The sequence below is a fragment of the Stenotrophomonas sp. 2201_Sma genome, from assembly GCF_056486685.1.
This window is the reverse complement of sequence record NZ_CM151329.1, coordinates 2,973,526-2,995,119: the sequence shown is the minus strand read 5'-3', so window position 1 is coordinate 2,995,119 and position 21,594 is coordinate 2,973,526. Positions and strand designations below refer to the sequence as shown.

Sequence of the window (21,594 nt, the reverse complement as noted above, 5' to 3'; positions counted from 1 at the left end):
TTTTCAGCTCAGCGTACCGGCGATCAGTTGCCGGTGCCGGTCAGGCCACGCTTCTCCAGCAGCGGTTCGATCTGCGGCTCGTGGCCGGCGAAATCGCGGAACAGCTGCATCGCGTCGACGCTGCCGCCACGCGACAGCAAGGTGGCGCGGAAGTGGTCGCCGTTCTTGCGGCTCAGGCCACCGTTCTCGCGGAACCACTTCTGGGTGTTGGCGTCCAGCACTTCCGACCAGATGTAGGCGTAGTAGCCGGCCGAGTAGCCGCCCATGATGTGGCTGAAGTACGGGGTCTTGTAACGCGGCGGAACCGGTGCGTAGTAGATGCCGTCCTTCTCCAGCGCGGCGCGCTCGAAGGCCATCACGTCCTTGGCGGCCGGCACCTGATCCGGGCCGATCTGGTGCCAGCGCTGGTCCAGCATGGCCGCACCCAGGTACTCGGTGGTGGCGAAGCCCTGGTTGAACTTGGCCGCGGCGATCACCTTGTCCAGCAGTGCCTGCGGCATCGCGGTGCCGTTCTGGTAGTGCTTGGCGTAATTCTTCAGGATGGCGCTGTCATCGGCCCACATCTCGTTGACCTGCGAGGGGAACTCGACGAAGTCACGCGGCACCGAGGTGCCCGAGAAGTACGGGTACTTCACGTTCGAGAACATGCCGTGCAGGGCGTGGCCGAATTCGTGGAAGGTGGTCGTCACCTCATCCCAGGTCAGCAGGGTCGGCTGGCCGGCCGGCGGCTTGGGGATGTTGAGGTGGTTGGCCACCACCGGCTTGAAGCCGGTCAGCTTCGACTGCGAGACATACGAGTTCATCCATGCGCCGCCGCGCTTGGAGGCACGGGCGTACGGGTCGAACAGGAAAATCGCCAGCTGGCTGCCGTCGGCGTCGAACACGTCGTAGACGGTGACATCATCGTGATAGACCGGCAGGTCGGTGCGCTGCTTGAAGGTCAGGCCGAATTCCTGGTTGGCGGCGAAGAACACGCCGTTCTCCAGCACGTTCTTCAGTTCGAAGTACGGCTTCAGCTGCGACTCGTCGAAGTTGTACTTGGCCTGGCGCACCTTCTCGCTGTAGAAGGCCCAGTCCCACGGCTCCAGTGCGAACGTCGGCTTGCCCGCGGCCTTCTGCTCCTGGTCGATCATTGCCTGCAGGTCGGCCGCTTCGCGCTTGGCGTTGGCCACTGCGGCCGGGGCCAGCTTGCCCAGCATTGCGTTGACCGCCTCAGGGGTCTTGGCGGTCTGGTTGGTCAGGTTGTACGCAGCGAAGTTGGCAAAACCCATCAGCTTGGCCTTGTCGGCACGCAGCTGCATGATGCGCGAGACGATGGCGGTGTTGTCGAACTCGCCGCCGCGGCTGCCACGGCTGACCGATGCTTCGTAGATCTTCTGGCGCAGGGCGCGGTTGGCCAGGTTGGTCAGGGGGGGCTGGCCGGTGGTGTTGAGCAGGGTGATCACATACTTGCCATCCAGGCCACGGGCCTTGGCGGCTTCGGCGGCGGCGGCGATCTGCTCCCTGGACAGACCATCCAGTTCCTTCACGTCATCAACGGTGATCGCCGAAGCGTTCACTTCCGACTGCACGTTCTGGCTGAAGCGGGTACCGAGGTTGGCCAGCTCGGCGTTCATTTCCTTCAGCTTCGCCTTGTCCGCGTCAGACAGCTTGGCGCCGGCGCGCACGTAGTTGTCATAGTACTTCTCGACCAGGCGCACGCCTTCGGCGTCCAGACCCAGCTGCGTGCGGGTGTCATACAGCGCCTGGATGCGCGCGAACAGCTTGCTGTTCAGGGCGATCGCATCGCTGTGCGCGGCGAACCTGGCCGAGTAGTCGGCCTGCAGCTTCTTGCGGGTGTCGTTGGTGTCCGCGCCGACCAGGGCGAAGAACACGGTGGTCGCGCGGTCAAGGATGTCACCGCTCTTTTCCAGGGCGATTATGGTGTTGTCGAAGGTCGGCTTGGCCCTGTTGTTGGCGATGGCCTCGATTTCCTTCAGCTGCTGCGCCATGCCGGCGTCGAAGGCCGGAGCGAAGTCGCCGTCCTTGATCTTGTCGAACTGCGGATAGTGCAGTGCCAGCGGGCTTTCGGCGAAGAACGGGTTGGCCTGCTGTGCGGTGGTGCTGGCAGCCGGGGTGGCGGCGCCGGCGGAATAGGCGGGCAGGGCAAGGCCGAGGGTCATGGCCACGGCAAGGGCAAGGCGGGTGGTCAAGGCGGTACTCCGGTAAGGCAGACAAGTGCCCGAGGTTAACCCGGGGTAATGGGATCGGGCTTGTGTCGAAAGGCATGGGCGGGGATACCATCGGAACCCCCCATTGCGGAGATCTGCCATGACCACTGCGTTCGATTTCGGTTTCACCGACCTGGACGGCCAGCCGCAGGCCCTGGAGCAGTACCGCGGCAAGGCGCTGCTGCTGGTCAACGTGGCCAGCAAGTGCGGTTTCACCCCGCAGTACGAGGGACTGGAGGCGCTGTGGCGCGAGTACGGCCCGAAGGGCCTGGTGGTGATCGGCTTCCCCTGCGACCAGTTCGGCCACCAGGAACCGGGCAATGCCGAGGAGATCCGCAGCTTCTGTGCGCTGACCTATGCAGTGGACTTCCCGCTGTCGGAGAAGATCCAGGTCAACGGCGACGGTGCACACCCGCTGTGGAAGTGGCTGAAGTCCGAGAAGACCGGCCTGCTGGGGCTGAGCGCGATCAAATGGAACTTCAGCAAGTTCCTGGTCGGACGCGACGGGCAGGTGCTGAAACGCTACGCGCCGACCGACAAGCCGGAAAACCTTCGCGGGGACATCGAGAAAGCGTTGCAGTCCCGGCAGTAAGGGCTGCCGCTTCCCGCAGCAGCGCCGGACGCAGGCCCGGCGCTACGGGTCACTTCTCGACGAAGGCGCGCTCGAACACGTAGTGACCGGGCTGGCCGATGCGCGGGGAGACCTGGAAGCCACGGGCATCGAGCACCGTGCGCAGGTCGGCCAGCATCTGCGGGCTGCCGCAGATCATCGCGCGGTCATTCTCCGGGCTCAGTTCCGGCAGGCCCAGAGTGCGCTGCATTTCCCCGCTTTCCATCAGCGAGGTCAGGCGCCCCTGGTTGGCGAACGGTTCGCGGGTGACGGCCGGGTAGTACAACAGCTTGTCGCCGATCATCTCGCCGAGGAACTCGTGCTCACGCAGGTCCTTCTCGAAATAGTCGCGGTACGCCAGGTCCTTCTCGTAGCGCACGCCGTGGCACAGGATCACCTTCTCGAAACGCTCGTAGGTCTCCGGGTCCTTGATGATCGACAGCCAGGGCGCCAGGCCGGTGCCCGTGCCCAGCAGGTAGAGGTTCCTGCCGGGATGCAGATCGCTGATCAGCAGGGTGCCGGTGGGCTTCTTGCCCACCAGAACCTTGTCGCCGGGCTTGATGTGCTGCAGGCGTGAGGTCAGCGGGCCGTCCTGCACCTTGATGCTGAAGAACTCCAGCTGCTCTTCCCAGTTCGCGCTGGCGATGGAGTAGGCGCGCAGCAGCGGCCGGGCGTCGGTTTCCAGGCCGATCATCACGAACTGGCCATTCTCGAAGCGGAAACCGCTGTCGCGGGTGAGGGTGAAGCTGAAGTAGGCATCGGTCCAGTGGCGGACCTCAAGCACCGTTTCGGCGCCGAAAGCGGAAGACATGGGCGTATCTGTTGGAAGTCGTCGGGGTAATTCTATCTCAAATGAGACAGGTTCTCATTAGGCGGAACGAGAGGCGTTCTCAGCGGTAGCCGGCGGCCTGCAGCTCGAACAGTTCGGCGTAGCGGCCGCCCTGGGCCATCAGCTGCTCGTGGGTGCCGCTGGCCTCGATCCGGCCATCGGCCAGCACCAGGATGCGGTCGGCCATGCGCACCGACGAGAAGCGATGGGAGATGAGTACGGCAGTGCGATTGTCCGCCAGTTCCCTGAACCGCTGGAATACCTCGAACTCGCTGCGCGCATCCAGCGCTGCGGTCGGCTCGTCCAGGATCATCACCTGCGCATTGCGCATCCACGCGCGGGCGATGGCGATCTTCTGCCACTGCCCGCCGGAGAGGTCCACGCCCTCCTTGAAGCGACGCCCGATCAGCTGGTCGTAGCCGCGTGGCAGCGACTCGATCACTTCCTGGGCCATGCCCCGGCGCGCGGCATCGGCAACCCGTTCGCGGTCCGCCATCGCCTCGACCTGGCCAACGCCGATGTTCTCCCCGGCGCTCAGGTTGTAGCGCACGAAGTCCTGGAAGATCACCCCGAGATTGGCGCGCAGGTCATCCAGGTCATAGTCGCGCAGGTCCCGGCCGTCGAGCAGGATGCGCCCCTCGTCAGGCTCGTACAGCCGTGCCAGCAGTTTGACCAGCGTGGTCTTGCCGGCACCGTTCTCGCCGACCAGTGCCAGCACTTCGCCGGCATGCAGCTGGAAATCGAGGTGGCGGACGGCCCATTGCTCGGCATCGGGATAGCGGAAGCCGACGTTCTCGAACACGAAGCCCTGGCGGATGGGCTGCGGCACGGCTGCGGCGCCCTCGCGCGAATGGATCTCCGGCTGGATCTGGAAAAACGAGAACAGATCGTCCAGGTACAGGGCCTGGCTGGCCACCTGCGAGAAGCCGATCAGCAGGCCCTCCAGCAGCTGGCGCAGGCGCAGGAAGCTGCCGGCGAGGAAGGTCAGGTCGCCGATCGAGAAATCGCCGCGCACCGTGCGCCAGGCGATGTAGGCGTAGGCGGTGTAATAACCCAGCGTGCCCAGCGCGGCCAGCAGGGTGCCCCACACGGCACGGCGCCGGGCCAGCGCCCGGTTGGCCTTGAACAGCGCCACCGACAGGCTCCTGTAACGCTCCACCAGGAAGCGGTGCAGGTTGTAGATCTTCACTTCCTTGGCCGTCTCCACGCTGGCGCCGAGCTGGCGCAGGTAGTCGAGCTGGCGGCGCTCGGGCGTCCATTGGAAATTCAGGCTGTAGCCGGCGGCGTTGAAGTGCGATTCGCCGATGAAGGCAGGCACCAGGGCCAGCGCCAGCAGCAGGATCAGCCACGGCGCGTAGACCAGCAGGCCCACCGCCAGGCTGACCACCGTGATGGCGTCCTGCACCTGGCCGAACAGCTGGCTCATCAGGTTCATCCGGCCCATCGTCTGGCGTCGTGCGCGGTCCAGCTTGTCCTGCAGGTCCGGATCCTCGAAGTCCTCCAGATCCAGCGTTGCGGCGTGCTCCATCAGCCGGATGCTGGTGGCGTTGGCGAACAGCTCCGACAGCAGGGCATCGGCGTAGGCCACCATCCGGCCCAGCAGGTCGGAGACGATGGCCAGGCCCAGCTCCAGGGCCAGCAACCCGAGCAGCGGATTGAGCAGGCCGCTGGCCAGGGCCTCGCCCAGCGGCGGAAAGCCGGCGTCGTGCCGGCTCAGCTGCAGCGCGCTGTCGATGATCAGCTTGCCCACATACAGCATGGCGACCGGCAGCAGGGCACGGATCAGGCGCAGCCCCAGGCTGACCAGGGTCAGTGCGGGGCTGGTCTTCCACACCAGCCGCAGGAACGGTGGCACGTTGCGCATCGCATTGAAGCGCTGGCGCAGGCTGGGTTTCTTTTCGGCTGAAGGCATGTCGCCATTGTGCGCGCCGGAGCCGTGGCGAAGGCATGAATGCGACGCCCGCAGGGAGCGCGCGTCAGCGCGCCACCGGTGCGGAGCCGCGCTGCGCGAGGCCCCGCACTCTTGTGGATCAGGGCAGCGGCGGCAGCAGGCCGGCGCCGAGGCGGTTCCAGGCGTTGATCACCGCGATGCCCATGCTCAGGTCGCTGATGCCCTTCTCATCGAAGTGCGGTGCCAGCGCATCGAACGCCGCCTGCGATGGCGCGCCGTCGGTGAGCCGGGTCAGGGCCTCGGCCCAGCCCAGCGCAGCGCGCTCACGCGCATCGAAGAAGCGGCTTTCGTGCCAAGCGGGCAGGGTGTCCAGCTTGCGCGGCTCGATGCCGCCCTTGCGCAGCGCCGTGCCGTGCATGTCCATGCAGTAGCCGCAGCCGTTGAGCTGCGACACGCGCAGGAACACCAGTTCCATCAGGGTCGGATCGATCGAACTGTCATGCACTGCCTGGCTGGTATCGAGCAGGCCCTTGAAAGCCTTGGCGGCCAGGCGGGTATAGGGAACGCGGGGTGAGGCGGGGTTGGACATCGTGGGCTCCACGGCGGCCCCGATGGCCGCCTTCCCTTACCAGGACGCCGCCGCGTCTGCGTGCGTGACAACCGCAGGCAGTTTTTCCGGATTGAGCACGCTGTACAGGCGCGCGATGCGGCCATCGATCACCTCGATGGTCGTGACCGAATGCAGGCGATCGCCGTCGAAGCCCAGGATGGCCGGCTCGCCGTTGACGTAGCCCAGCCGGGCCGGGTGCGTGCCGCCACGGCGGGCAATGGCCCAGAACAGGCGGCCGATGCGTTCGGCACCCCGCAGCGGGCGCACCGCTGCGGTGACCACGCCGCCTCCATCGGAGACCATCAGCGCGTTGGCATGCAGCAGGGCCTGGATCGCCTCGCTGTCGCCACGCTGGGATGCATCCATGAAGCGTGCCAGCAACTGCCGGTGCTGGCTGGCGTCGGCATTGAAGCGCGGCCGGCCGGCCTGCAGCCGCTGCCGGGCCCGGTGCACCAGTTGCCGGCAGTTGGCCTCGCTGTGGCCGATCAGGTCGGCGATCTCGCGATAGTCGTGGTCGAACGCTTCCTTCAGCAGGAACGCGGCGCGCTCCTCCGGGCCGAGCTGTTCAAGCAGGGTCAGGAAGGCCACCGATACATCATCGGCCAGGGCATGCAACTGGGCCGGGCCGGGCGCCGGGTCGGGCTCCAGGCTGACCGCCATCGGTTCAGCCAGCCACGGGCCCACGTAATGCGCGCGCTCGCGCTTGGCCGCACGCAGACGGTCCAGTCCCAGGCGCGTGGTGGTGGTGACCAGCCATGCCTCGGCATCGCGGACGCTGGCCGGGTCGGCGCCGGACCAGCGCAGCCAGGCGTCCTGGACGACGTCCTCGGCGTCGGCGCGGCTGCCCAGCAGGCGGTAGGCGAGGGCCATCAGGCGCGGACGGTGGGTCTGGAAGGCGGTTTCGGCGTTCATGCGGGCAAGGACGCCGCAGCGGGCAGGGGCGTGACAAGGGCTTGGGGTCAGATCCCTTTCCCCGGGAAAGGGTTCTGACCCCATAGACTCTACCCGCAGCCGGGGAGGGGGTAAAATGGGCGGATTACCCCCGCCAGCCACGAGCAAGCGAGCAAGCCGTGACATCGATCAAGCAGGAAGACCTCATCCAGTCCATCGCCGACGCGCTGCAGTACATCTCGTACTACCACCCGGTCGACTACATCAAGAATCTCGCCGCTGCCTACGAGCGCGAGGAGTCGCCGGCCGCGAAGGAGGCGATGGCCCAGATCCTGATCAATTCGCGGATGTGCGCCGAAGGCCATCGTCCGATCTGCCAGGACACCGGCATCGTCACCGTGTTCCTGGAAATCGGCATGGACGTGCGCTGGGACGACGCCACCATGGGCGTGGAAGACATGGCCAATGAAGGCGTGCGCCGCGCCTATCTGCATCCGGACAACAAGCTGCGTGCGTCGGTGCTGGCGGATCCGGCCGGCAAGCGCATCAACACGAAGGACAACACCCCGGGCGTGGTCAACGTCAAGGTCGTGCCGGGCAACAAGGTGGATGTGATCGTGGCCGCAAAGGGTGGCGGTTCGGAAGCCAAGACCAAGTTCGCCATGCTCAATCCGTCCGACTCCATCGTCGACTGGGTGCTCAAGACCGTGCCGACCATGGGGGCCGGCTGGTGCCCGCCGGGCATGCTGGGCATCGGCATCGGCGGCACTGCGGAGAAGGCCATGCTGCTGGCCAAGGAAGCGCTGATGGAGCCGATCGACATCACCGAGCTGCAGGCCCGTGGAGCGTCCAACCGGATCGAAGAGCTGCGCCTGGAGCTGTACGAGAAGGTCAATGCGCTGGGTATTGGCGCGCAGGGCCTGGGTGGCCTGACCACGGTGCTGGACATCAAGATCAACGATTACCCGACCCACGCGGCCAACCTGCCGGTGGCGATGATCCCGAACTGCGCCGCGACCCGCCACGCGCACTTCACCCTGGATGGCAGCGGTCCGGTGATGCTGGATCCGCCGTCGCTGGAGGACTGGCCGAAGCTGACCTACGACGCCTCCAAGGGCACCCGGGTGGACCTGGATACGATCACCCCGGAGGAGGTGGCCAGCTGGAAGCCGGGCCAGACGCTTCTGCTCAACGGCAAGCTGCTGACCGGCCGCGACGCCGCGCACAAGCGCATGGTTGACATGCTCAACAAGGGCGAGGAACTGCCGGTCGATCTGAAGGGACGCTTCATCTACTACGTCGGCCCGGTCGATCCGGTGCGCGATGAAGTGGTCGGTCCGGCCGGGCCGACCACGGCAACGCGCATGGACAAGTTCACCCGCCAGGTGCTGGAACAGACCGGTCTGCTGGGCATGGTCGGCAAGGCCGAGCGCGGCCCGGCTGCGATCGAGGCGATCCGTGACAACAAGTCGGCGTACCTGATGGCGGTCGGTGGCTCGGCCTACCTGGTGTCCAAGGCGATCAAGGCGGCCAAGGTGGTCGGGTTCGCCGATCTCGGCATGGAAGCGATCTACGAGTTCACCGTGCAGGACATGCCGGTGACAGTGGCGGTCGACTCCACCGGCGAATCGGTGCACAAGACCGGCCCGCGCGAATGGCAGGCCCGCATCGGCAAGATTCCGGTGGTGGTGGAGTAAGCGCGGCACACGCTTGGTGGCAAACGGCGCCTGTTGGCGCCGTTTGTCGTTTAACGAGCCGGCACGGAACATCTGCTAGTTTCCATGCGACTCGAACCGGGAACGTTCATGCCGCTGTTACGGAATTTCGCGCTTGCCGGGCTGTTCGCACTGGCCGGCTGCAGCAGCACCTCCTCTTCGTATGAAGGAGCGGATTTCAGCGCATCGGCGCAATGCCGCATGCAGTGCCAGGCCAGCCATCGCAGCTGCATGGCGCAGGCGGACAGCCTGGGCAGTCGGCAGAGCAGCTGCGAACAGCAGATGGCTCCGGCTGCCGACAAGCGCTGCAAGGACATCGCCAATGCCGATCTGCGCCGCTCCTGTGAACTGAAGGCGCATGACTGCACGCTGCGGCAGCCGATGATGAGCTGCGGCGAACGTCGCGATACCTGCATGAGCAGCTGCGGTTGAGCAGTGGCCGCCGGGCGGGCGCATAATCGCTGGCTCCACCCGCAATGGATCCCGCGCATGAGCACCACCCTGTATGGTTCGTCGAGTACTGCTTCGCTGGTCGTGCACTGGCTGCTGATCGAGCTGGGCATCGAACACGAACTGGTGCTGCTGGATTTCGACAGGCGCGAGCACAAGGCGGCGGACTACCTGGCGTTGAATCCGGCCGGGAGGGTGCCGACCCTGGAGATCGATGGCCTGCTGTTGACCGAGGCGGCGGCCATCGCACTGTACCTGGCCGACCGCCATCCCGAAGCGGGGTTGCTGCCGGCCGTGGGCACGCCCGCGCGGGGCGAGGCCTATCGCTGGATGTTCTGGTGCGCCAACACCCTGCAGCCTGCCTATCGTGCATGGTTCTATCCGCACGAAGCGGCGGGCGAGGCCTGCGTGGAGGCAACGCGTGCGATGGCCCGGCAGCAGCTGGAGGCGGCCTGGCAGCACGTGGCTGCGCACCTGCAGGCGCACGGGCCTTACCTGCTGGGCGACGCGCCCAGCGTGGTCGATTTCATGCTGGTGATGCTGATGCGCTGGTCGCGCAACATGCCCCGGCCCACTGACACCTGGCCGGTGCTGAAGGCGCACGCAACCGCGCTGAAGGCGCGCCCCGCCTTCGCGGAAGTCTATCGACGCGAAGGCATCAGCGACTGGCGGTGATCGTCGGCGTTGGGCCGAGTGCGTGCCGCCGGGCATGGCCCGGCGCTGCCGGGTGGTGCGTCCGGGCTACAGGATCTCCAGCACCGTTTCCGGCGGGCGGCACAGGCGCGTGCCCTTGGCCGTGCGCACCACGGGCCGGTTGATCAGGCGCGGGTGCGCCGCCATCGCCGCCAGCAGGGTCGCCTCATCGGCCCCGGCCAGCGCCAGACCGGCAAACTCCGGTTCCTTGCTGCGCACCAGGTCGGCGGCGGCCAGCCCGGATTCGGCAAGCAGCTGGCGCAGGGTCGCCACGTCGGGCGGTGCCTGCAGGTACTCGATCACCTCCGGCTCGATGCCGGCGTCGCGGATGAGCTTCAGTGCGCCGCGCGAATTGCTGCACGCCGGGTTGTGCCAGATCGTCACGCCCATCAGAACCATTCCAGCAGCGACACGCCCACGCCCACGTAGGTGGCCTTGTGGTTGTAGTCGATCAGGCTTTCGCCGTATCCGTCGAAGACCTGGATGTGGCCGCGCAGCAGGTTGCTGATCGGGAAACCGTAGTCGAGCTGCAGGGCGCCATGCGAACGGTCGCCGGTACGCAGCGAATGGCGCGCCATCAGGGACACTTCGTGGCCATTGCGGTTCCAGATCAGGGTCGCGTCGCCGCGGCCCATGTAATCCTCGATGTCCGGGTTGTTGTCATCGCTGCGCGTTTCGGGAATGCGGTACCAGGGCCGCAGCACCAGCGCCCAGTTCTCGCGGTCCAGCCCAACATTGAGCATCACCCGGTTCCAGCTGCGCGAAAGGGGATCGGCGCGGCCGTTGGACTGATGGTTGAGGCTGATGCCGGTCATGCGTCCGCGCCAGCCACCAATGGAGTAGCCGTTGCGGAACACCATCATCACTTCCGGCTCGTAATTGGTCTCGCGGAACGGGCGCGAATTCTCGGCGTTGTAGGCCTGCCAGCGCGAGCTCTGGGTATAGCCGGCCCAGATGTCGCCGTTGTCGCCGAACAGGTTCTCGGCGATCTTGGTCTTGAAGCTGATCTGGAACTTCAGCTCGGCACTGTCCAGCGCCTGCGGCCCGGTCACGCTGTTGGCCGGATTCGGCGACTGCGGCATCTGGTTCTTGTCGCTGGTCCAGAACGCCGGCAGCAGGTACACCGGCTTGTAGGCCCGCAGCTGGAACGGTCCCAGCTTCGAGTCTTCCGCCAGTTCCCAGCGGCTGTCCAGCAGGGAACCGCGGCCTGCATTGGCCAGGGCGCTGTCGTCGGGGGCGGGGCGCAGCACATCGCCGACCCGCGCCCGCAGGTTCTCTTCGCCCTGGCTCAGGCGGGCGGCGCGACGCTGTTCGCGTAGCGCCTGCGCGGCCTGCTGCGCGGCGGCATCGGCCTCGGCGGTGGCCGGTGCGGTACGGCCGAACAGGCGGTCGTAGCACGACAGTCGGGCGGCGTCGGTTTCAATGGCCGCGCAACCGGCCGGCGTGGTGGTCGTGGCAGGCGCGATTTCCTGCGCGGCCAGCGGCGCGCTGGCCAGGGCAAGCGCCAACGGCGCCAGACGGGGGAGCAACGGCGGGAGGGTCATTGCAGCAGGCCCTTCGGGATGACTACGGGAAGACGCACAGTGTGGCGGCTGCCCGCAGCAACGGCCAGCCCTACGGAGTCTTATGCCCGGCGCAGGTGTGCGCGTGGCGTGAAGATCGTGCGTTACAGGAACCAGGCGAACGCGAACAGGCCCAGCATCGCGATGACCATCGCCAGTTTCAGCGCCAGGCCCAGCAGGATGCCCAGCCAGGTGGCGAGGCCAACCTTGGTCGAGCGGCCCAGCTCGCGCGTGTGCCAGTACTCGCCCAGCAGAGCGCCGACCAGCGGGCCGGCGAACAGGCCGATGGGCATGAAGAACAGACCGGCGATGCTGCCGATGAAGGTGCCCCACAGCGCCTTGCGGCTGGCCCCGACACGCTGGGCCCCGACCACCGTGGCCAGCACATCGGCCAGCAGTGAAAGCAGGGTCAGCACGCCCAGTACCAGCAGGGTCGGCCAGCCGACATGGGTGAAGCCGTCGGCCCACGCCGCCAGCAGCAGGCCGACGAACACCAGCGGGATGCCTGGAAGTGCCGGCAGGACGATGCCGGCTATACCAACCAGGACAAAAATGACCGCTAGCAGATACAAGATGAATGAGAGGCCCATGCTGTCCCGTATGGTTGTCTTTTTGGGGTTGACAGTGAAAGATTTTGCCAGTTGCTTTTTCGTTTTGGCCGGGTTAAGTTGCAGTCGCTGAGCTTGGCAAGGTCACCGTGGATCGTGGCCTGATGAAGCAAGATCTTCCCGATCCGCTGCATCGATGCACCTCGCTTCCCCCTTGCTTGTCAGCCGCCCACAAGGCGTTTCCAACAACAAGAGAGAGTCATCAGGGAGTTAGTGAGATGTCCGAACGCGAGAACGGTACTGTCAAGTGGTTCAACGATGCAAAGGGCTTCGGCTTCATCAGCCGTGAAAACGGCGAAGACGTGTTCGTGCACTTCCGCGCCATCCAGACCCAGGGCTTCAAGAGCCTGAAGGAAGGCCAGAAGGTCACCTTCACCGTCGTGCAGGGCCAGAAGGGCCTGCAGGCCGACGCCGTGCAGCCGATCTGACCGGTCTGCAGCCGTCACATGAAAAAGGCCCGCGCAAGCGGGCCTTTTTTTTTGTTTGACGATGACTCCAGCCCGGCACTTCGCTGGACTGCGCCCAAACCCGCTACAGCAGGTTTATCAATGACTTAGGCGCGTCCATCATATGCCGGTGCTTTCCGAAATTTGACCCGGCTTCCGGTCGCGTGGCTCCCATGTGGCTCTCGGAATCCGAGGTTTCCGAGGAGTCATCATGGCAAGAATCAAACTCACCAAGTCCGCTGTCGATGCCGCCAAGCCCCAGGCGCAGGCCATCGAACTGCGGGACACCGTGGTGCCCGGCTTCCTGTGCAAGATCACCCCGGCCGGCCGCAAGGTGTTCATGCTCCAGTACCGCACGAACGCCGGCGAGCGCCGCAAGCCCGCCCTGGGCCAGTACGGGGAACTGACCGTCGAGCAGGCCCGTGTCATGGCGCAGGAGTGGCTGGCCGAGGTGCGCCGGGGCGGCGACCCGAGCGCGGCCAAAGCTGCCGCCCGCAAGGCACAGACCATGAAGGAGTATTGCCTCACCTTCATGGAGGACTACTCCAGGCAGCGCAACAAGCCCAGCACTCAGCGGGGCTATCAGGGCGTAATCGACCGCTGCATCATCCCGATCATGGGGCGGATGAAGGTGCAGGACGTGAAGCGCCCGGACGTGGCCGCGCTGATGAAGAAGCTGGCCCACAAGCCGGCCGAGGTCAACCGCACCTTCGGCGTGCTGCGCAAGATGTTCAACCTGGCCGAAGTGTGGGGGCTGCGTCCGGACGGCACCAATCCGTGCCGCCACGTCCCGATGTTCCCGCCCGGCAAGGAAACCCGGCTCATCGTGGACGACGAGCTGGTGAGGATCTTCCGGCATCTGGAACACGTGGAGGCGGAAGGATTGGAGAACTACGTCATCCCGCTGGCGATTCGCCTGCAATTCGAGTTTGCCGCCCGCCGCTCCGAAATCTGTCCGCTGGAGTGGGACTGGATTGATCTGGAGAAGCGCCGCGTGGTCTGGCCCGACAGCAAGACCGGCGGCATTTCCAAGCCCATGAGCGAAGAAGCCTATCGGCTGCTTTCGACGGCGCCGCGCCGGGAGAGCTGCCCCTACGTCCTGCCGTCGCCCAACGACCCGGCCCGGCATCTGACGCATGGCGAACACTATGGCGGCTGGAAGCGCGTACTCAAGGCCGCCGGTGTGCCGCATGTCGGCACGCACGGTATCCGCCACCGGGCTACGACCGACATTGCCAATTCGGGCGTGCCGACCAAGGTCGGCATGAAGCTGACGGGCCACAAGACGGTGGCGATGTTCATGCACTACGTCCACACCGAGGACAAGCCGGTGCGCGATGCGGCCGAACTGGTGGCGAGCCGGCGGCAGGCCATCACGGGTGCGCTGCGCCCTGCGGAGGCGACGGCATGATCCAGTTCGGGCTTCCTGGGCTATCCGCCGTCGCGCTGGAGACGCTGGAGAAGCTGCCGTATCCGAGCGCCCAACCTCATGGCTCGATTGTCGCATCGCAGTTGCGACAATTTCCATACTTGCCTTCTATATCCGAACAGATATAATGATGAGGGAGAAACGCAAGCTCCTGTTCTGGGAAGGCTCCTCGAAGAAGGACTTCAAGGTGTTCCCCGTCCCCGTGCAGAAAGACATGGGCGTGGCACTGTTCGTCGTTCAGTTGGGGGGTACGCCGGACGTGGCCAAGCCTTGGAAGGGGCTCGGCTCCGGGGTGTACGAGCTGGTGGAAGACCATCGGGGCGACACCTTCCGCGCCGTCTACACGGTACGGGTCGGCGATGCGGTGCATGTGCTACATGCGTTTCAGAAGAAGTCCAAGTCCGGCATTGCCACACCGCAGCCGGACGTGGAGTTGATCGAGAAGCGGTTAAAGGCAGTGCTCGCCCGATATGGTGCGAGCGGGAGATCGTGATGACGCGCAAAGACCATCCTCAAGGCACCGACAACGTGCTGGCCGACCTCGGATTCGCCGACGCGGAAGAGCTGTCGGCGAAAGCCGTCTTGGCGGTCAAGCTGAACGAGCTGATCGACAAGCGTAGCCTCAGCCAGACCGAAGCCGCTCACATCACCGGCATGACACAGCCTAAGGTGTCTCAGGTGCGACGCTACAAGCTGCAAAACATCTCACTTGAACGCTTGATGCAGGCGCTTGTCTCGCTGGACCAGCATGTCGAGATCGTCGTTCGGCCGGCGCGGCGCGCGCATGCCGCCGGCATCACGGTCGCAGCTTAACGATTCGAGCGAGCAAGAGCCGCAATGAAATTCGCATACGAAGACCTCAGTGATGGCCAGTTCGAGACACTAGTCGTTCTCCTGTGCCAGCGGTTGCTTGGGGTCTCGGTACAGGGATTTGCGAAAGGGCCTGATGGCGGGCGCGATGCCAAGTTCATAGGAACGGCGGAACTGCACCCGAGCAAGACGGTCCCGTGGGTCGGTACAACCATCGTCCAGGCCAAGCATACCAACGGCTATAACCGTAACTTCTCCGAGTCCGACTTCTTCAGCACGACGGCCGCGAACACTGTGCTGGGCAAAGAAATTCCCCGCGTTAAGAAACTGCGCGAGGCCAGGCAGCTCGATCACTACATGCTGTTCGCCAACCGTCGGCTGGCAGGCAACGCCGAAACCGAGATACGCGACTACATCGCGTCTCAGTGCGGCATTCCCGCCTCGTCGATCTATCTCTGCGGACTGGAGCAACTGGAAATCTGGCTGAAGCGCTTCCCCGAGGTTGCGAGGGAAGCAGACCTTGATCCGGTCGATTCACCGTTGATCGTCAGCCCCGATGATCTGGCCGAAGTAGTGCAGGCATTGGCGCGCCAGAAAGACGGCGTGATCGCACTGCTAGACGATCCACCGACTGCGCGCGTGACGTACGAGCAGAAGAACGCACTCAACAACATGAGTGCCGACTACGCCAAGGCGCAGCGGCGGAAATACCTGAAGGAGACGGCTCAAATTCGGGCTTTCTTGGCAGCACCGGAAAACCTCGACCTGCTGCGCATGTACGAGTCGGTGGTCGATGAGTTCCAACTCAAGATCATCGCGAAGCGCAAGGACTACCAGACCTTCGACGAGGTCATGGAGTATCTAGTGGACCTGTTGTTCAACCGCGATCCTGTCTTGCGGCAGCACGCCCACAAGCGCCTGACTCGCGCCGTGCTGTTCTACATGTACTGGAATTGCGATATCGGGGAGGTGGGCGATGCTGCGGCCGACCAAGCACTCTCATCCTGATCGCACGGTCATCAACGTCTCGTTGCTGCTGCTGGCTCGCCTGAAGGCCCGGCGCGTGGATGAGTACGACGTGCTGCGCACGTTCGCGAAAAAAAGTGTCGTCGGCGGGGACGTGCTGTTCCTGCCGGCACTGAATTTTCTGTATCTCATGGGCCTGATCGAATATCGCCCCAAGACCGACGCCGTGGAATACATGGGGCCAAATGAAGCTGTCTAGACTTTATTCCAGCAAGCCTGACTTGTTCGAGCCTGTGGAGTTCGTCCAGGGCCTGAACGTCGTCATGGCTGAAATTCGCCTGCCGGAGAACCGAAACAAGGACACCCATAACCTCGGCAAGACCACGCTTGGGCGTTTGCTCGACTTTGGCTTCCTTGCCAAGCGCGATCCCAAGTTCTTTCTTTTCAAACACGTCGAATTGTTCAAGGACTTCATCTTCTTCCTGGAGATCGAGCTGGAAGATGCTTCGTTCGTGACGATCCGGCGCGGTGTGGAAGAAGCCACCAAGATCAGCTTCAAGCGCCATGAGGCCGGGCATCAGGACTTGTCGGGGCTACCGCTGGTGGAATGGGATCACCAGGACATGCCCTTCGAGCGGGCGCGTGACCTGTTGGATGGATTGCTTGACTGGCGCGCACTCAAGCCTTGGGCGTTCCGCAAAGGCTTAGGCTACCTGCTGCGCTCCCAGGATGATTTCCGCGATGTGTTTCATCTGCGCAAGTTCGCGGCTGCGCATTCGGATTGGAAGCCTTTCCTGGCTCACGTTCTCGGCTTTGACGCTCAACTCGTGGCGAAGCACTACGAGAAGGAAGAGCAGCTTGCGGAGAAGCAGTCCACCGCGCAGACCATCAAGAACGAGCTGGGCGGGTCCATTGAGGACATCAGCAAGATCGAGGGCATCCTGCTGCTCAAGCAAAAAGAGGCTGAGAAAAAGCAGAAACTGCTTGACGCCTTCGACTTCCGCGCCCAGGACAAGGACAGCACCAAACAGTTGGTTGATGACATCGACGAACGCATCGCGTCGCTCAATGCCGAACGCTACTCGCTCAACCAGAACAAGAAGAAGATCATCACCTCGCTGGAAGAGGATCAGATCCTCTTCAACCCTGACGAAGCGCAGCGCCTGTTCGAGGAAGCCGGCGTTCTGTTCAAGGGGCAGATCAAGAAAGACTTCCAGCAGTTGATTGCCTTCAATCGGGCAATTACCGATGAGCGCCGCGGCTATCTGCAGGAAGAACGCGCAGAGGTCGAAGCTGAGCTTAAGCGCATCAATGCAGAACTGAATACCTTGGGCAAAAAACGATCGGAAATGCTTTCATTTCTGAGTGGAACCGACATCTTTGGCAAGTACAAGCAGGTCTCGGACGAGATGGTGACGCTGCGCGCTGACATCACTTCCCTGGAGCGTCAACGCGGCTTCCTGCATCGTTTGCAGGAGTTGCGAACCGAGATAAGGGCGTTGACCGAAGAGCGTGGGCATCTACAGACACAGATCGAGGCGGATGTCGAGAAGCAGAACTCCGATCAGAACAGTTTGTTCTCGGCAATCCGCGTGTTCTTCAGCGAGATTGTCGAAGAGGTGATCGACCGCAAGGCGCTGCTGAGCGTATCGCCGAACCAAGCGGGGCATCTGGAGTTCAGGGCGGAAATTCTTGACGAATCAGGCAACGCAACCAGCGCCGACCTTGGGCACACGTACAGGAAACTGCTGTGCATCGCCTTTGACTTGGCCATCCTGCGAGCCCACTTGGACGACAAGTTCCCGCGCTTCGTTTACCACGACGGCGTGTTCGAGTCTCTGGATGATCGCAAAAAGGAAAATCTGCTGACGGTCATTCGCCGGTATGCCGACCTGGGGCTCCAACCCATCATCACGCTGATTGATTCTGACCTGCCAACGCGGGCCGAAGACGATGAGCCGGTGTTCTCGGCCGATGAGATCGTGGTCACATTGCACGACGAGGGTGAGCACGGGAGGCTTTTCAGGACGAAGGCTTGGTAGCGATGGAGGCTTTCTCGTTTGAGTCAGTGTTTCGTCCCCTCTTAGCGGAACAAGAAGCCTACCTGCGTCTTTATCCGCCTGGTGAAGCTGTGCTGCTTGCTTTGCGCGATCTGCTGGAAAGAGACAGTCGCCTACTCTACATCGATGCCAACGAGCGCTCCATCACTTTCCGCTTTGCTATGCATTTGCAGTCCCATCTGAGGGAATGGGAGATCGACTGCGAGTTCAACCGAGATGGCGTCGAGCCCAAGCGGCTTGGCCACATGGAGCTATATCCAGACAGCGAGGACGAGGAGGCGAAAACAGTCTTTCCAGATGTAATAGCCCATCGGCGCGGAAAGAAAGAGAACTTTCTCGTTGTCGAGTTCAAGAAGTCAACAAGCCACGTAGACCGAAGTATTGATCGCCGGAAGCTCCTCGGCTACAAACGCCAACTGGGATACGAGCACGCACTCTTTGTCGAGGTTGGATCGGGCGGACAGGCAAGCATTACATCGCTCGAATGGATTTAACGCCAAGGTCTACTTATACAGATCATCAAGAACAAGGCTTTGGGTTCTGAGTCTGATGTATCTGTGCCTACCCCTCTACTTCAAGCTGCTTCGACTGCCGGTAGGCTGACGCAGTCTGGCGGGCGCAGCGCGAATAAGAACTACGCCTTCCAGTGGGTTTGGTAGTTGGGGCCGTCAGAAAGAGGTTTCGCGCTCGGCGGGAAGACTTGAATGGTCAACGGAATAGGAAAATCGGCGCCGATGATCGCAGCCTCGCCGGGCTTCAGGTTGGGCAGGAACGACGAAGCGGACCGATCAATTTCGCCGCAGGCGCGTTCGACAACCTCGCGGTCCCGATCATTCGTGAGCCGATGCACCACGAGTGTTCCCATCTGGCTCAGAACACCTTCCGTTATGTCGCGTGGGCGCTGAGTTGACAGACAGATGTTGAGTCCGTACTTCCGGCCCTCTTTGGCGATCAACTCGAATGCGTCCAGGCGGGCGACCGCGTCATCGCCTCCGATATGCCGCCCGAGAAAGTTATGTGCCTCGTCGACGATGATGACAACAGGGCAACTCTTGAATGCGCCATCGCGTGCCATGTTGAGAAGATGCCGTCCGATCACGTTCGCGATGATCTCGCGCGCCTTGAACTCAAAGGCAACGCCGCTCAGGCATATCCGAAGCAACCGATCTTCGTTGGAGACGAAGGACGAGATGCTTTCCGTCAATGCAGGAGCCTTCGACTTGAAGACACAATCGAAGGAAGATGAACTGAGAATGCCGCTAATGCGCGACATCAAGGACAGGCAGTACGAGACCTCGCCTGAGTCGCCACCCCATTTGGTGGTGTCCTTCGACCCCCGGGCCACACCGAATCCGTCCGGGTAGACACACTCCTGCTCGATCTGTGAAACGAGCTTCCACACGTCGAACGCTTGCTGTGGATCGTCGAGCTTCTCCGCAATGCCAGCTTTGGCCTCTTCTGCCAAGATCGGGACTTTGGACTGATCGATCTTTTTGATGATCCCACCAGTCGAAATATGGGGAGCGAGGGTGGCAAGTCGAAGACTGCGGATCGCCGCGCGCAGCTTCGGTCCCTGAACCTTGCCGGCAGGCTCAAACAGCGCGATGAAGTCCGATTCAATAAAAGACGTTTGCGGCAAGGCGCAAGGAGAGGACGACTTCGCAGTGTTGACCGGCGCGCCCAAGTGAAAGTTGGAGACGTGCTTTCCGTCAAACCCGCGATACTCCCCCGTCGCGTCCAAGAGGATAATTTTGGTCTTGTAGCGCAGGCATTCTTCGATGATCCGAGCGGTCGTCCAACTCTTGCCGCCGCCAGTGGCGCCCAGAATCGCGCAGTGTCGGCCGAACAGTTTCTCCGGCTTGACCGACACGTAGCTTTCAGGCGCGACATCGATCGAGCCCAGCTTGAGAAGGACGTGGCTGGCTTCGGCCTCCGCCGCCTCCATGAACTTCGGTAAGTTGGCGATGAAGCTGTGCGGCGCAGCGTAGACGCGGTCGCCCAGGCGAGGATAGGAGTCAACGCCCGCCGAGATTCGAAGTGAGTCCATTGCGATGGAGCCCAGCAGTTGGATCGTCCCGATGCCGTCCAAATCTGGCACCCTGCCATGCGAGGTGTCGATCAGGCGCCTGTCGGCATCTGGCAAATGGATCTCGACCACCCGTCCAAGCAGGAGGTTGATCTGTCCCTCGATCAGGACGAACTCTCCAACTTCACCCTTTCCGTATCGGCCACCCAGAAAGTGGGAACCGCTGGGCGAGCCCGCCTCGTTGAGATTGAACTTCACCACCTGGGCGGAAACGGAGCACAACTGGCCAACATACAACTCCGGTCGGAGCAATCCGCGCGGAAAAGCGTCGGTGACGTCAAGCGCGGTACTCATGTCGGTTTGACCAGCGACTTGATGTCGCGCGTGAGCCGCTGCGCGGGCGTCAGCGATTTGAGGTCCGGAATCATCTCGGCGAACTCGCTGAACGTGGCATTGATCAGCCACACGTCCTCGCCCTGTTTGGCGAGGTTGTAGAGCGCATCCCAGTATCGGTTGTTCTCCTTGCTCCGAGAGGTCAGATCATCCGCCGAGGGATTGACGATGATCAACCGCAAATGCGGATTGGTGCGAACCGCCGCGACAATGGGTTCCGACAAGTGATCATCATTGAAACCGAAGCCCGATACGATGAGGCAAGTATTTGGTTCTCGCAGCGCCGCCAGGTACTGCGAGATCAGTTCCAAGTGCGGTTGGACGTAGGACTGTTGGTATTTACCTTTGGCGGGATAGATCAGACAGGCCGTCTCCGGAGTCGGGTCAGTCTTGATCTCGATATCGCCCGAACTGGATTGATCCCAGTTAACCGAACCATGCAGCTTGTACAGGTGAAACACGCCTTCCAACGGGTTGCCAACCTCATCGCCTGTCGAAGGCCGACGGACGATGTCGTACAGGAAGAACCGCGGATCAAACTGCCGGGGCTGTGTAAATGAGAAGCCGTCGAGCAAAACCAGCCCCTGCTTGCCCGCAGCGCGCTCAAAGCAAAGATCGTAGTTCGTCGTGAACAATTTCATCCGCGAGTCGCGAACGCGGCGTCGAGACAGTCGATGCAGGAAAGTGCGATGGCTCGCCAACTTGGAATCGTCGGCGCCATCGAGAAAGGCGGAACATTCTTTTAAGATCACACCCTTTGAGACGGAGACAAATTTCTCGACCTGCTCGCTTTTTTTGATCTGAAGATATGCATCGCAACGCGAAAGCAAAGCCTCGATGTTCTCCTGTTCAACGGCAGTCTCATAGCCGATCTCAGCAATTACGGCATTAGCCTGTTCGGTCGGCTTCCGCTCATCCTTTCCAGTGTCAGGATTCGAGTTCACGCAGTGATCCCACAACGTCCACATCGAAGGACCGTTGATCTCTCCGAGAGACGTCCCACTTCCTGCAAGGGCGACCACATGCTGCATCTGAAGCGAGGAAAGCAATACCGCTTTCAGTTCTTCGCGTGCAGCAGCGGCTTCAGACAAAATCTGCTGCCTCTTTGCGTCGTCAGCCTCGCCAGTTACATCCGGCCTGAGGGACTTCCAAGCGCCGGATTCCGGACTGAAGAAAAGTTGTTGACCGAAGGTGGTCGGCTGTGACGTCGTCATGTCGTCCCTACAGATGTGTTTGGATTCTTCCGGATGCCCGATCGCCCGGGACCAGCCTTTGGAATAGTAACAAAGCGCTTCGCACATTCTGGCCGACCCGCGGCCCAACATCCACGAAAGCCAAGGCTGTGCGTCCCGGCGCGTTCCGCCGTCGGGTTCGCGGGCCGCGCCACGTGCAGAG

22 protein-coding genes are annotated in these 21,594 nt (G+C 62.9%); 12 read left to right on the top strand and 10 right to left on the bottom strand.

Going from position 1 to position 21,594, the window contains the following annotated elements; all coding sequences use genetic code 11:
- Positions 1 to 23: 23 nt before the first annotated feature.
- Positions 24 to 2,192, bottom strand: a complete 2,169-nt coding sequence (locus ACZLIF_RS13915; RefSeq protein WP_128987934.1) for a M3 family metallopeptidase — start codon at positions 2,190 to 2,192, stop codon at positions 24 to 26.
- 118 nt (positions 2,193 to 2,310) lie between these two features.
- Between ACZLIF_RS13915 and ACZLIF_RS13910 the strand changes: the two genes are divergently transcribed.
- Complete coding sequence (locus tag ACZLIF_RS13910; protein ID WP_128987935.1) at positions 2,311 to 2,802, top strand: glutathione peroxidase; 492 nt, start codon at positions 2,311 to 2,313, stop codon at positions 2,800 to 2,802.
- Between the two features lie 49 nt (positions 2,803 to 2,851).
- Here the strand turns inward: ACZLIF_RS13910 and ACZLIF_RS13905 are convergent, their stop codons facing one another.
- The 4 genes from ACZLIF_RS13905 to ACZLIF_RS13890 form a co-directional block, all read right to left on the bottom strand.
- Positions 2,852 to 3,631 carry a ferredoxin--NADP reductase gene (locus tag ACZLIF_RS13905; protein WP_053516913.1) on the bottom strand — a complete coding sequence of 260 codons (780 nt, stop codon included), beginning with the start codon at positions 3,629 to 3,631 and terminating at the stop codon, positions 2,852 to 2,854.
- Positions 3,632 to 3,710: 79 nt separating this feature from the next.
- Complete coding sequence (locus tag ACZLIF_RS13900; RefSeq protein WP_128987936.1) at positions 3,711 to 5,561, bottom strand: ABC transporter ATP-binding protein; 1,851 nt, start codon at positions 5,559 to 5,561, stop codon at positions 3,711 to 3,713.
- Between the two features lie 118 nt (positions 5,562 to 5,679).
- Positions 5,680 to 6,129, bottom strand: coding sequence for a carboxymuconolactone decarboxylase family protein (locus ACZLIF_RS13895; protein WP_128987937.1), 450 nt, complete (start codon positions 6,127 to 6,129; stop codon positions 5,680 to 5,682).
- A 36-nt stretch (positions 6,130 to 6,165) separates the two neighbouring features.
- Entirely contained in the window at positions 6,166 to 7,062 is an 897-nt protein-coding gene (locus tag ACZLIF_RS13890; RefSeq protein ID WP_128987938.1) for an RNA polymerase sigma-70 factor, read from the bottom strand.
- Between the two features lie 158 nt (positions 7,063 to 7,220).
- On the opposite strand from ACZLIF_RS13890, the gene ACZLIF_RS13885 reads away from it, so the two are divergent.
- The 3 genes from ACZLIF_RS13885 to ACZLIF_RS13875 all read left to right on the top strand — a co-directional run bounded on the left by ACZLIF_RS13885 (position 7,221) and on the right by ACZLIF_RS13875 (position 9,881).
- Positions 7,221 to 8,738, top strand: a complete 1,518-nt coding sequence (locus tag ACZLIF_RS13885) for a fumarate hydratase (protein WP_065181962.1) — start codon at positions 7,221 to 7,223, stop codon at positions 8,736 to 8,738.
- A 108-nt stretch (positions 8,739 to 8,846) separates the two neighbouring features.
- The gene (locus ACZLIF_RS13880) at positions 8,847 to 9,188 is read left to right on the top strand and encodes a hypothetical protein (protein WP_053516936.1); all 342 of its coding nucleotides are present in this window, start codon (positions 8,847 to 8,849) and stop codon (positions 9,186 to 9,188) included.
- A gap of 57 nt (positions 9,189 to 9,245) precedes the next feature.
- Positions 9,246 to 9,881: a glutathione S-transferase family protein gene (locus ACZLIF_RS13875; protein WP_128987939.1), complete on the top strand. Its 636-nt coding sequence runs from the start codon at positions 9,246 to 9,248 to the stop codon at positions 9,879 to 9,881.
- A 66-nt stretch (positions 9,882 to 9,947) separates the two neighbouring features.
- Here the strand turns inward: ACZLIF_RS13875 and arsC are convergent, their stop codons facing one another.
- The 3 genes from arsC to ACZLIF_RS13860 form a co-directional block, all read right to left on the bottom strand.
- Complete coding sequence (arsC, locus tag ACZLIF_RS13870) at positions 9,948 to 10,289, bottom strand: arsenate reductase (glutaredoxin) (RefSeq protein ID WP_074899313.1); 342 nt, start codon at positions 10,287 to 10,289, stop codon at positions 9,948 to 9,950.
- Positions 10,289 to 11,443 carry a phospholipase A gene (locus tag ACZLIF_RS13865; RefSeq protein ID WP_128987940.1) on the bottom strand — a complete coding sequence of 385 codons (1,155 nt, stop codon included), beginning with the start codon at positions 11,441 to 11,443 and terminating at the stop codon, positions 10,289 to 10,291. The genes arsC and ACZLIF_RS13865 overlap by 1 nt, the downstream gene beginning before the upstream one ends.
- A 122-nt stretch (positions 11,444 to 11,565) precedes the next feature.
- A complete protein-coding gene (locus ACZLIF_RS13860) occupies positions 11,566 to 12,051 on the bottom strand; it encodes a DUF456 domain-containing protein (protein WP_053516922.1) in 486 nt (161 codons plus the stop codon).
- Positions 12,052 to 12,287: 236 nt separating this feature from the next.
- Between ACZLIF_RS13860 and ACZLIF_RS13855 the strand changes: the two genes are divergently transcribed.
- From ACZLIF_RS13855 to ACZLIF_RS13820, 8 genes are all read left to right on the top strand, one after another.
- A complete protein-coding gene (locus ACZLIF_RS13855; RefSeq protein WP_053516923.1) occupies positions 12,288 to 12,497 on the top strand; it encodes a cold-shock protein in 210 nt (69 codons plus the stop codon).
- Between the two features lie 229 nt (positions 12,498 to 12,726).
- Complete coding sequence (locus ACZLIF_RS13850; protein WP_478462051.1) at positions 12,727 to 13,926, top strand: tyrosine-type recombinase/integrase; 1,200 nt, start codon at positions 12,727 to 12,729, stop codon at positions 13,924 to 13,926.
- A gap of 148 nt (positions 13,927 to 14,074) precedes the next feature.
- A complete protein-coding gene (locus ACZLIF_RS13845) occupies positions 14,075 to 14,437 on the top strand; it encodes a type II toxin-antitoxin system RelE/ParE family toxin (RefSeq protein WP_034010229.1) in 363 nt (120 codons plus the stop codon).
- Entirely contained in the window at positions 14,437 to 14,757 is a 321-nt protein-coding gene (locus ACZLIF_RS13840; RefSeq protein ID WP_014646104.1) for a helix-turn-helix domain-containing protein, read from the top strand. The genes ACZLIF_RS13845 and ACZLIF_RS13840 overlap by 1 nt, the downstream gene beginning before the upstream one ends.
- A 24-nt stretch (positions 14,758 to 14,781) precedes the next feature.
- The gene (locus ACZLIF_RS13835) at positions 14,782 to 15,762 is read left to right on the top strand and encodes an ABC-three component system protein (protein ID WP_014646105.1); all 981 of its coding nucleotides are present in this window, start codon (positions 14,782 to 14,784) and stop codon (positions 15,760 to 15,762) included.
- Positions 15,731 to 15,979: an ABC-three component system middle component 8 gene (locus ACZLIF_RS13830; protein ID WP_014646106.1), complete on the top strand. Its 249-nt coding sequence runs from the start codon at positions 15,731 to 15,733 to the stop codon at positions 15,977 to 15,979. Before ACZLIF_RS13835 ends, ACZLIF_RS13830 begins: the two co-directional genes overlap by 32 nt.
- A gap of 22 nt (positions 15,980 to 16,001) precedes the next feature.
- Complete coding sequence (locus ACZLIF_RS13825; protein WP_230374612.1) at positions 16,002 to 17,762, top strand: DUF2326 domain-containing protein; 1,761 nt, start codon at positions 16,002 to 16,004, stop codon at positions 17,760 to 17,762.
- A 2-nt stretch (positions 17,763 to 17,764) separates the two neighbouring features.
- Positions 17,765 to 18,274: a hypothetical protein gene (locus ACZLIF_RS13820; RefSeq protein WP_051007147.1), complete on the top strand. Its 510-nt coding sequence runs from the start codon at positions 17,765 to 17,767 to the stop codon at positions 18,272 to 18,274.
- A gap of 140 nt (positions 18,275 to 18,414) precedes the next feature.
- On the opposite strand, the gene ACZLIF_RS13815 is transcribed toward ACZLIF_RS13820, so the two are convergent.
- Positions 18,415 to 20,160 (bottom strand): ATP-binding protein, encoded by a 1,746-nt coding sequence (locus ACZLIF_RS13815; protein ID WP_014646108.1) that lies wholly within the window; start codon positions 20,158 to 20,160, stop codon positions 18,415 to 18,417.
- Entirely contained in the window at positions 20,157 to 21,413 is a 1,257-nt protein-coding gene (locus tag ACZLIF_RS13810; protein WP_128987718.1) for an SIR2 family protein, read from the bottom strand. Before ACZLIF_RS13810 ends, ACZLIF_RS13815 begins: the two co-directional genes overlap by 4 nt.
- Positions 21,414 to 21,594 lie beyond the last annotated feature (181 nt).

Coding starts and splice junctions, on each gene's coding strand:
- ACZLIF_RS13850 (WP_478462051.1), top strand. CDS start 12,727: ATGGCAAGAATCAAACTCACCAAGTCCGCTGTCGATGCCGCCAAGCCC.
- ACZLIF_RS13860 (WP_053516922.1), bottom strand. CDS start 12,051: ATGGGCCTCTCATTCATCTTGTATCTGCTAGCGGTCATTTTTGTCCTG.
- ACZLIF_RS13840 (WP_014646104.1), top strand. CDS start 14,437: ATGACGCGCAAAGACCATCCTCAAGGCACCGACAACGTGCTGGCCGAC.
- ACZLIF_RS13890 (WP_128987938.1), bottom strand. CDS start 7,062: ATGAACGCCGAAACCGCCTTCCAGACCCACCGTCCGCGCCTGATGGCC.
- ACZLIF_RS13810 (WP_128987718.1), bottom strand. CDS start 21,413: ATGACGACGTCACAGCCGACCACCTTCGGTCAACAACTTTTCTTCAGT.
- ACZLIF_RS13855 (WP_053516923.1), top strand. CDS start 12,288: ATGTCCGAACGCGAGAACGGTACTGTCAAGTGGTTCAACGATGCAAAG.
- arsC (WP_074899313.1), bottom strand. CDS start 10,289: ATGGGCGTGACGATCTGGCACAACCCGGCGTGCAGCAATTCGCGCGGC.
- ACZLIF_RS13830 (WP_014646106.1), top strand. CDS start 15,731: ATGCTGCGGCCGACCAAGCACTCTCATCCTGATCGCACGGTCATCAAC.
- ACZLIF_RS13900 (WP_128987936.1), bottom strand. CDS start 5,561: ATGCCTTCAGCCGAAAAGAAACCCAGCCTGCGCCAGCGCTTCAATGCG.
- ACZLIF_RS13865 (WP_128987940.1), bottom strand. CDS start 11,443: ATGACCCTCCCGCCGTTGCTCCCCCGTCTGGCGCCGTTGGCGCTTGCC.
- ACZLIF_RS13835 (WP_014646105.1), top strand. CDS start 14,782: ATGAAATTCGCATACGAAGACCTCAGTGATGGCCAGTTCGAGACACTA.
- ACZLIF_RS13905 (WP_053516913.1), bottom strand. CDS start 3,631: ATGTCTTCCGCTTTCGGCGCCGAAACGGTGCTTGAGGTCCGCCACTGG.
- ACZLIF_RS13815 (WP_014646108.1), bottom strand. CDS start 20,160: ATGAGTACCGCGCTTGACGTCACCGACGCTTTTCCGCGCGGATTGCTC.
- ACZLIF_RS13820 (WP_051007147.1), top strand. CDS start 17,765: ATGGAGGCTTTCTCGTTTGAGTCAGTGTTTCGTCCCCTCTTAGCGGAA.
- ACZLIF_RS13845 (WP_034010229.1), top strand. CDS start 14,075: ATGAGGGAGAAACGCAAGCTCCTGTTCTGGGAAGGCTCCTCGAAGAAG.
- ACZLIF_RS13875 (WP_128987939.1), top strand. CDS start 9,246: ATGAGCACCACCCTGTATGGTTCGTCGAGTACTGCTTCGCTGGTCGTG.
- ACZLIF_RS13910 (WP_128987935.1), top strand. CDS start 2,311: ATGACCACTGCGTTCGATTTCGGTTTCACCGACCTGGACGGCCAGCCG.
- ACZLIF_RS13895 (WP_128987937.1), bottom strand. CDS start 6,129: ATGTCCAACCCCGCCTCACCCCGCGTTCCCTATACCCGCCTGGCCGCC.
- ACZLIF_RS13880 (WP_053516936.1), top strand. CDS start 8,847: ATGCCGCTGTTACGGAATTTCGCGCTTGCCGGGCTGTTCGCACTGGCC.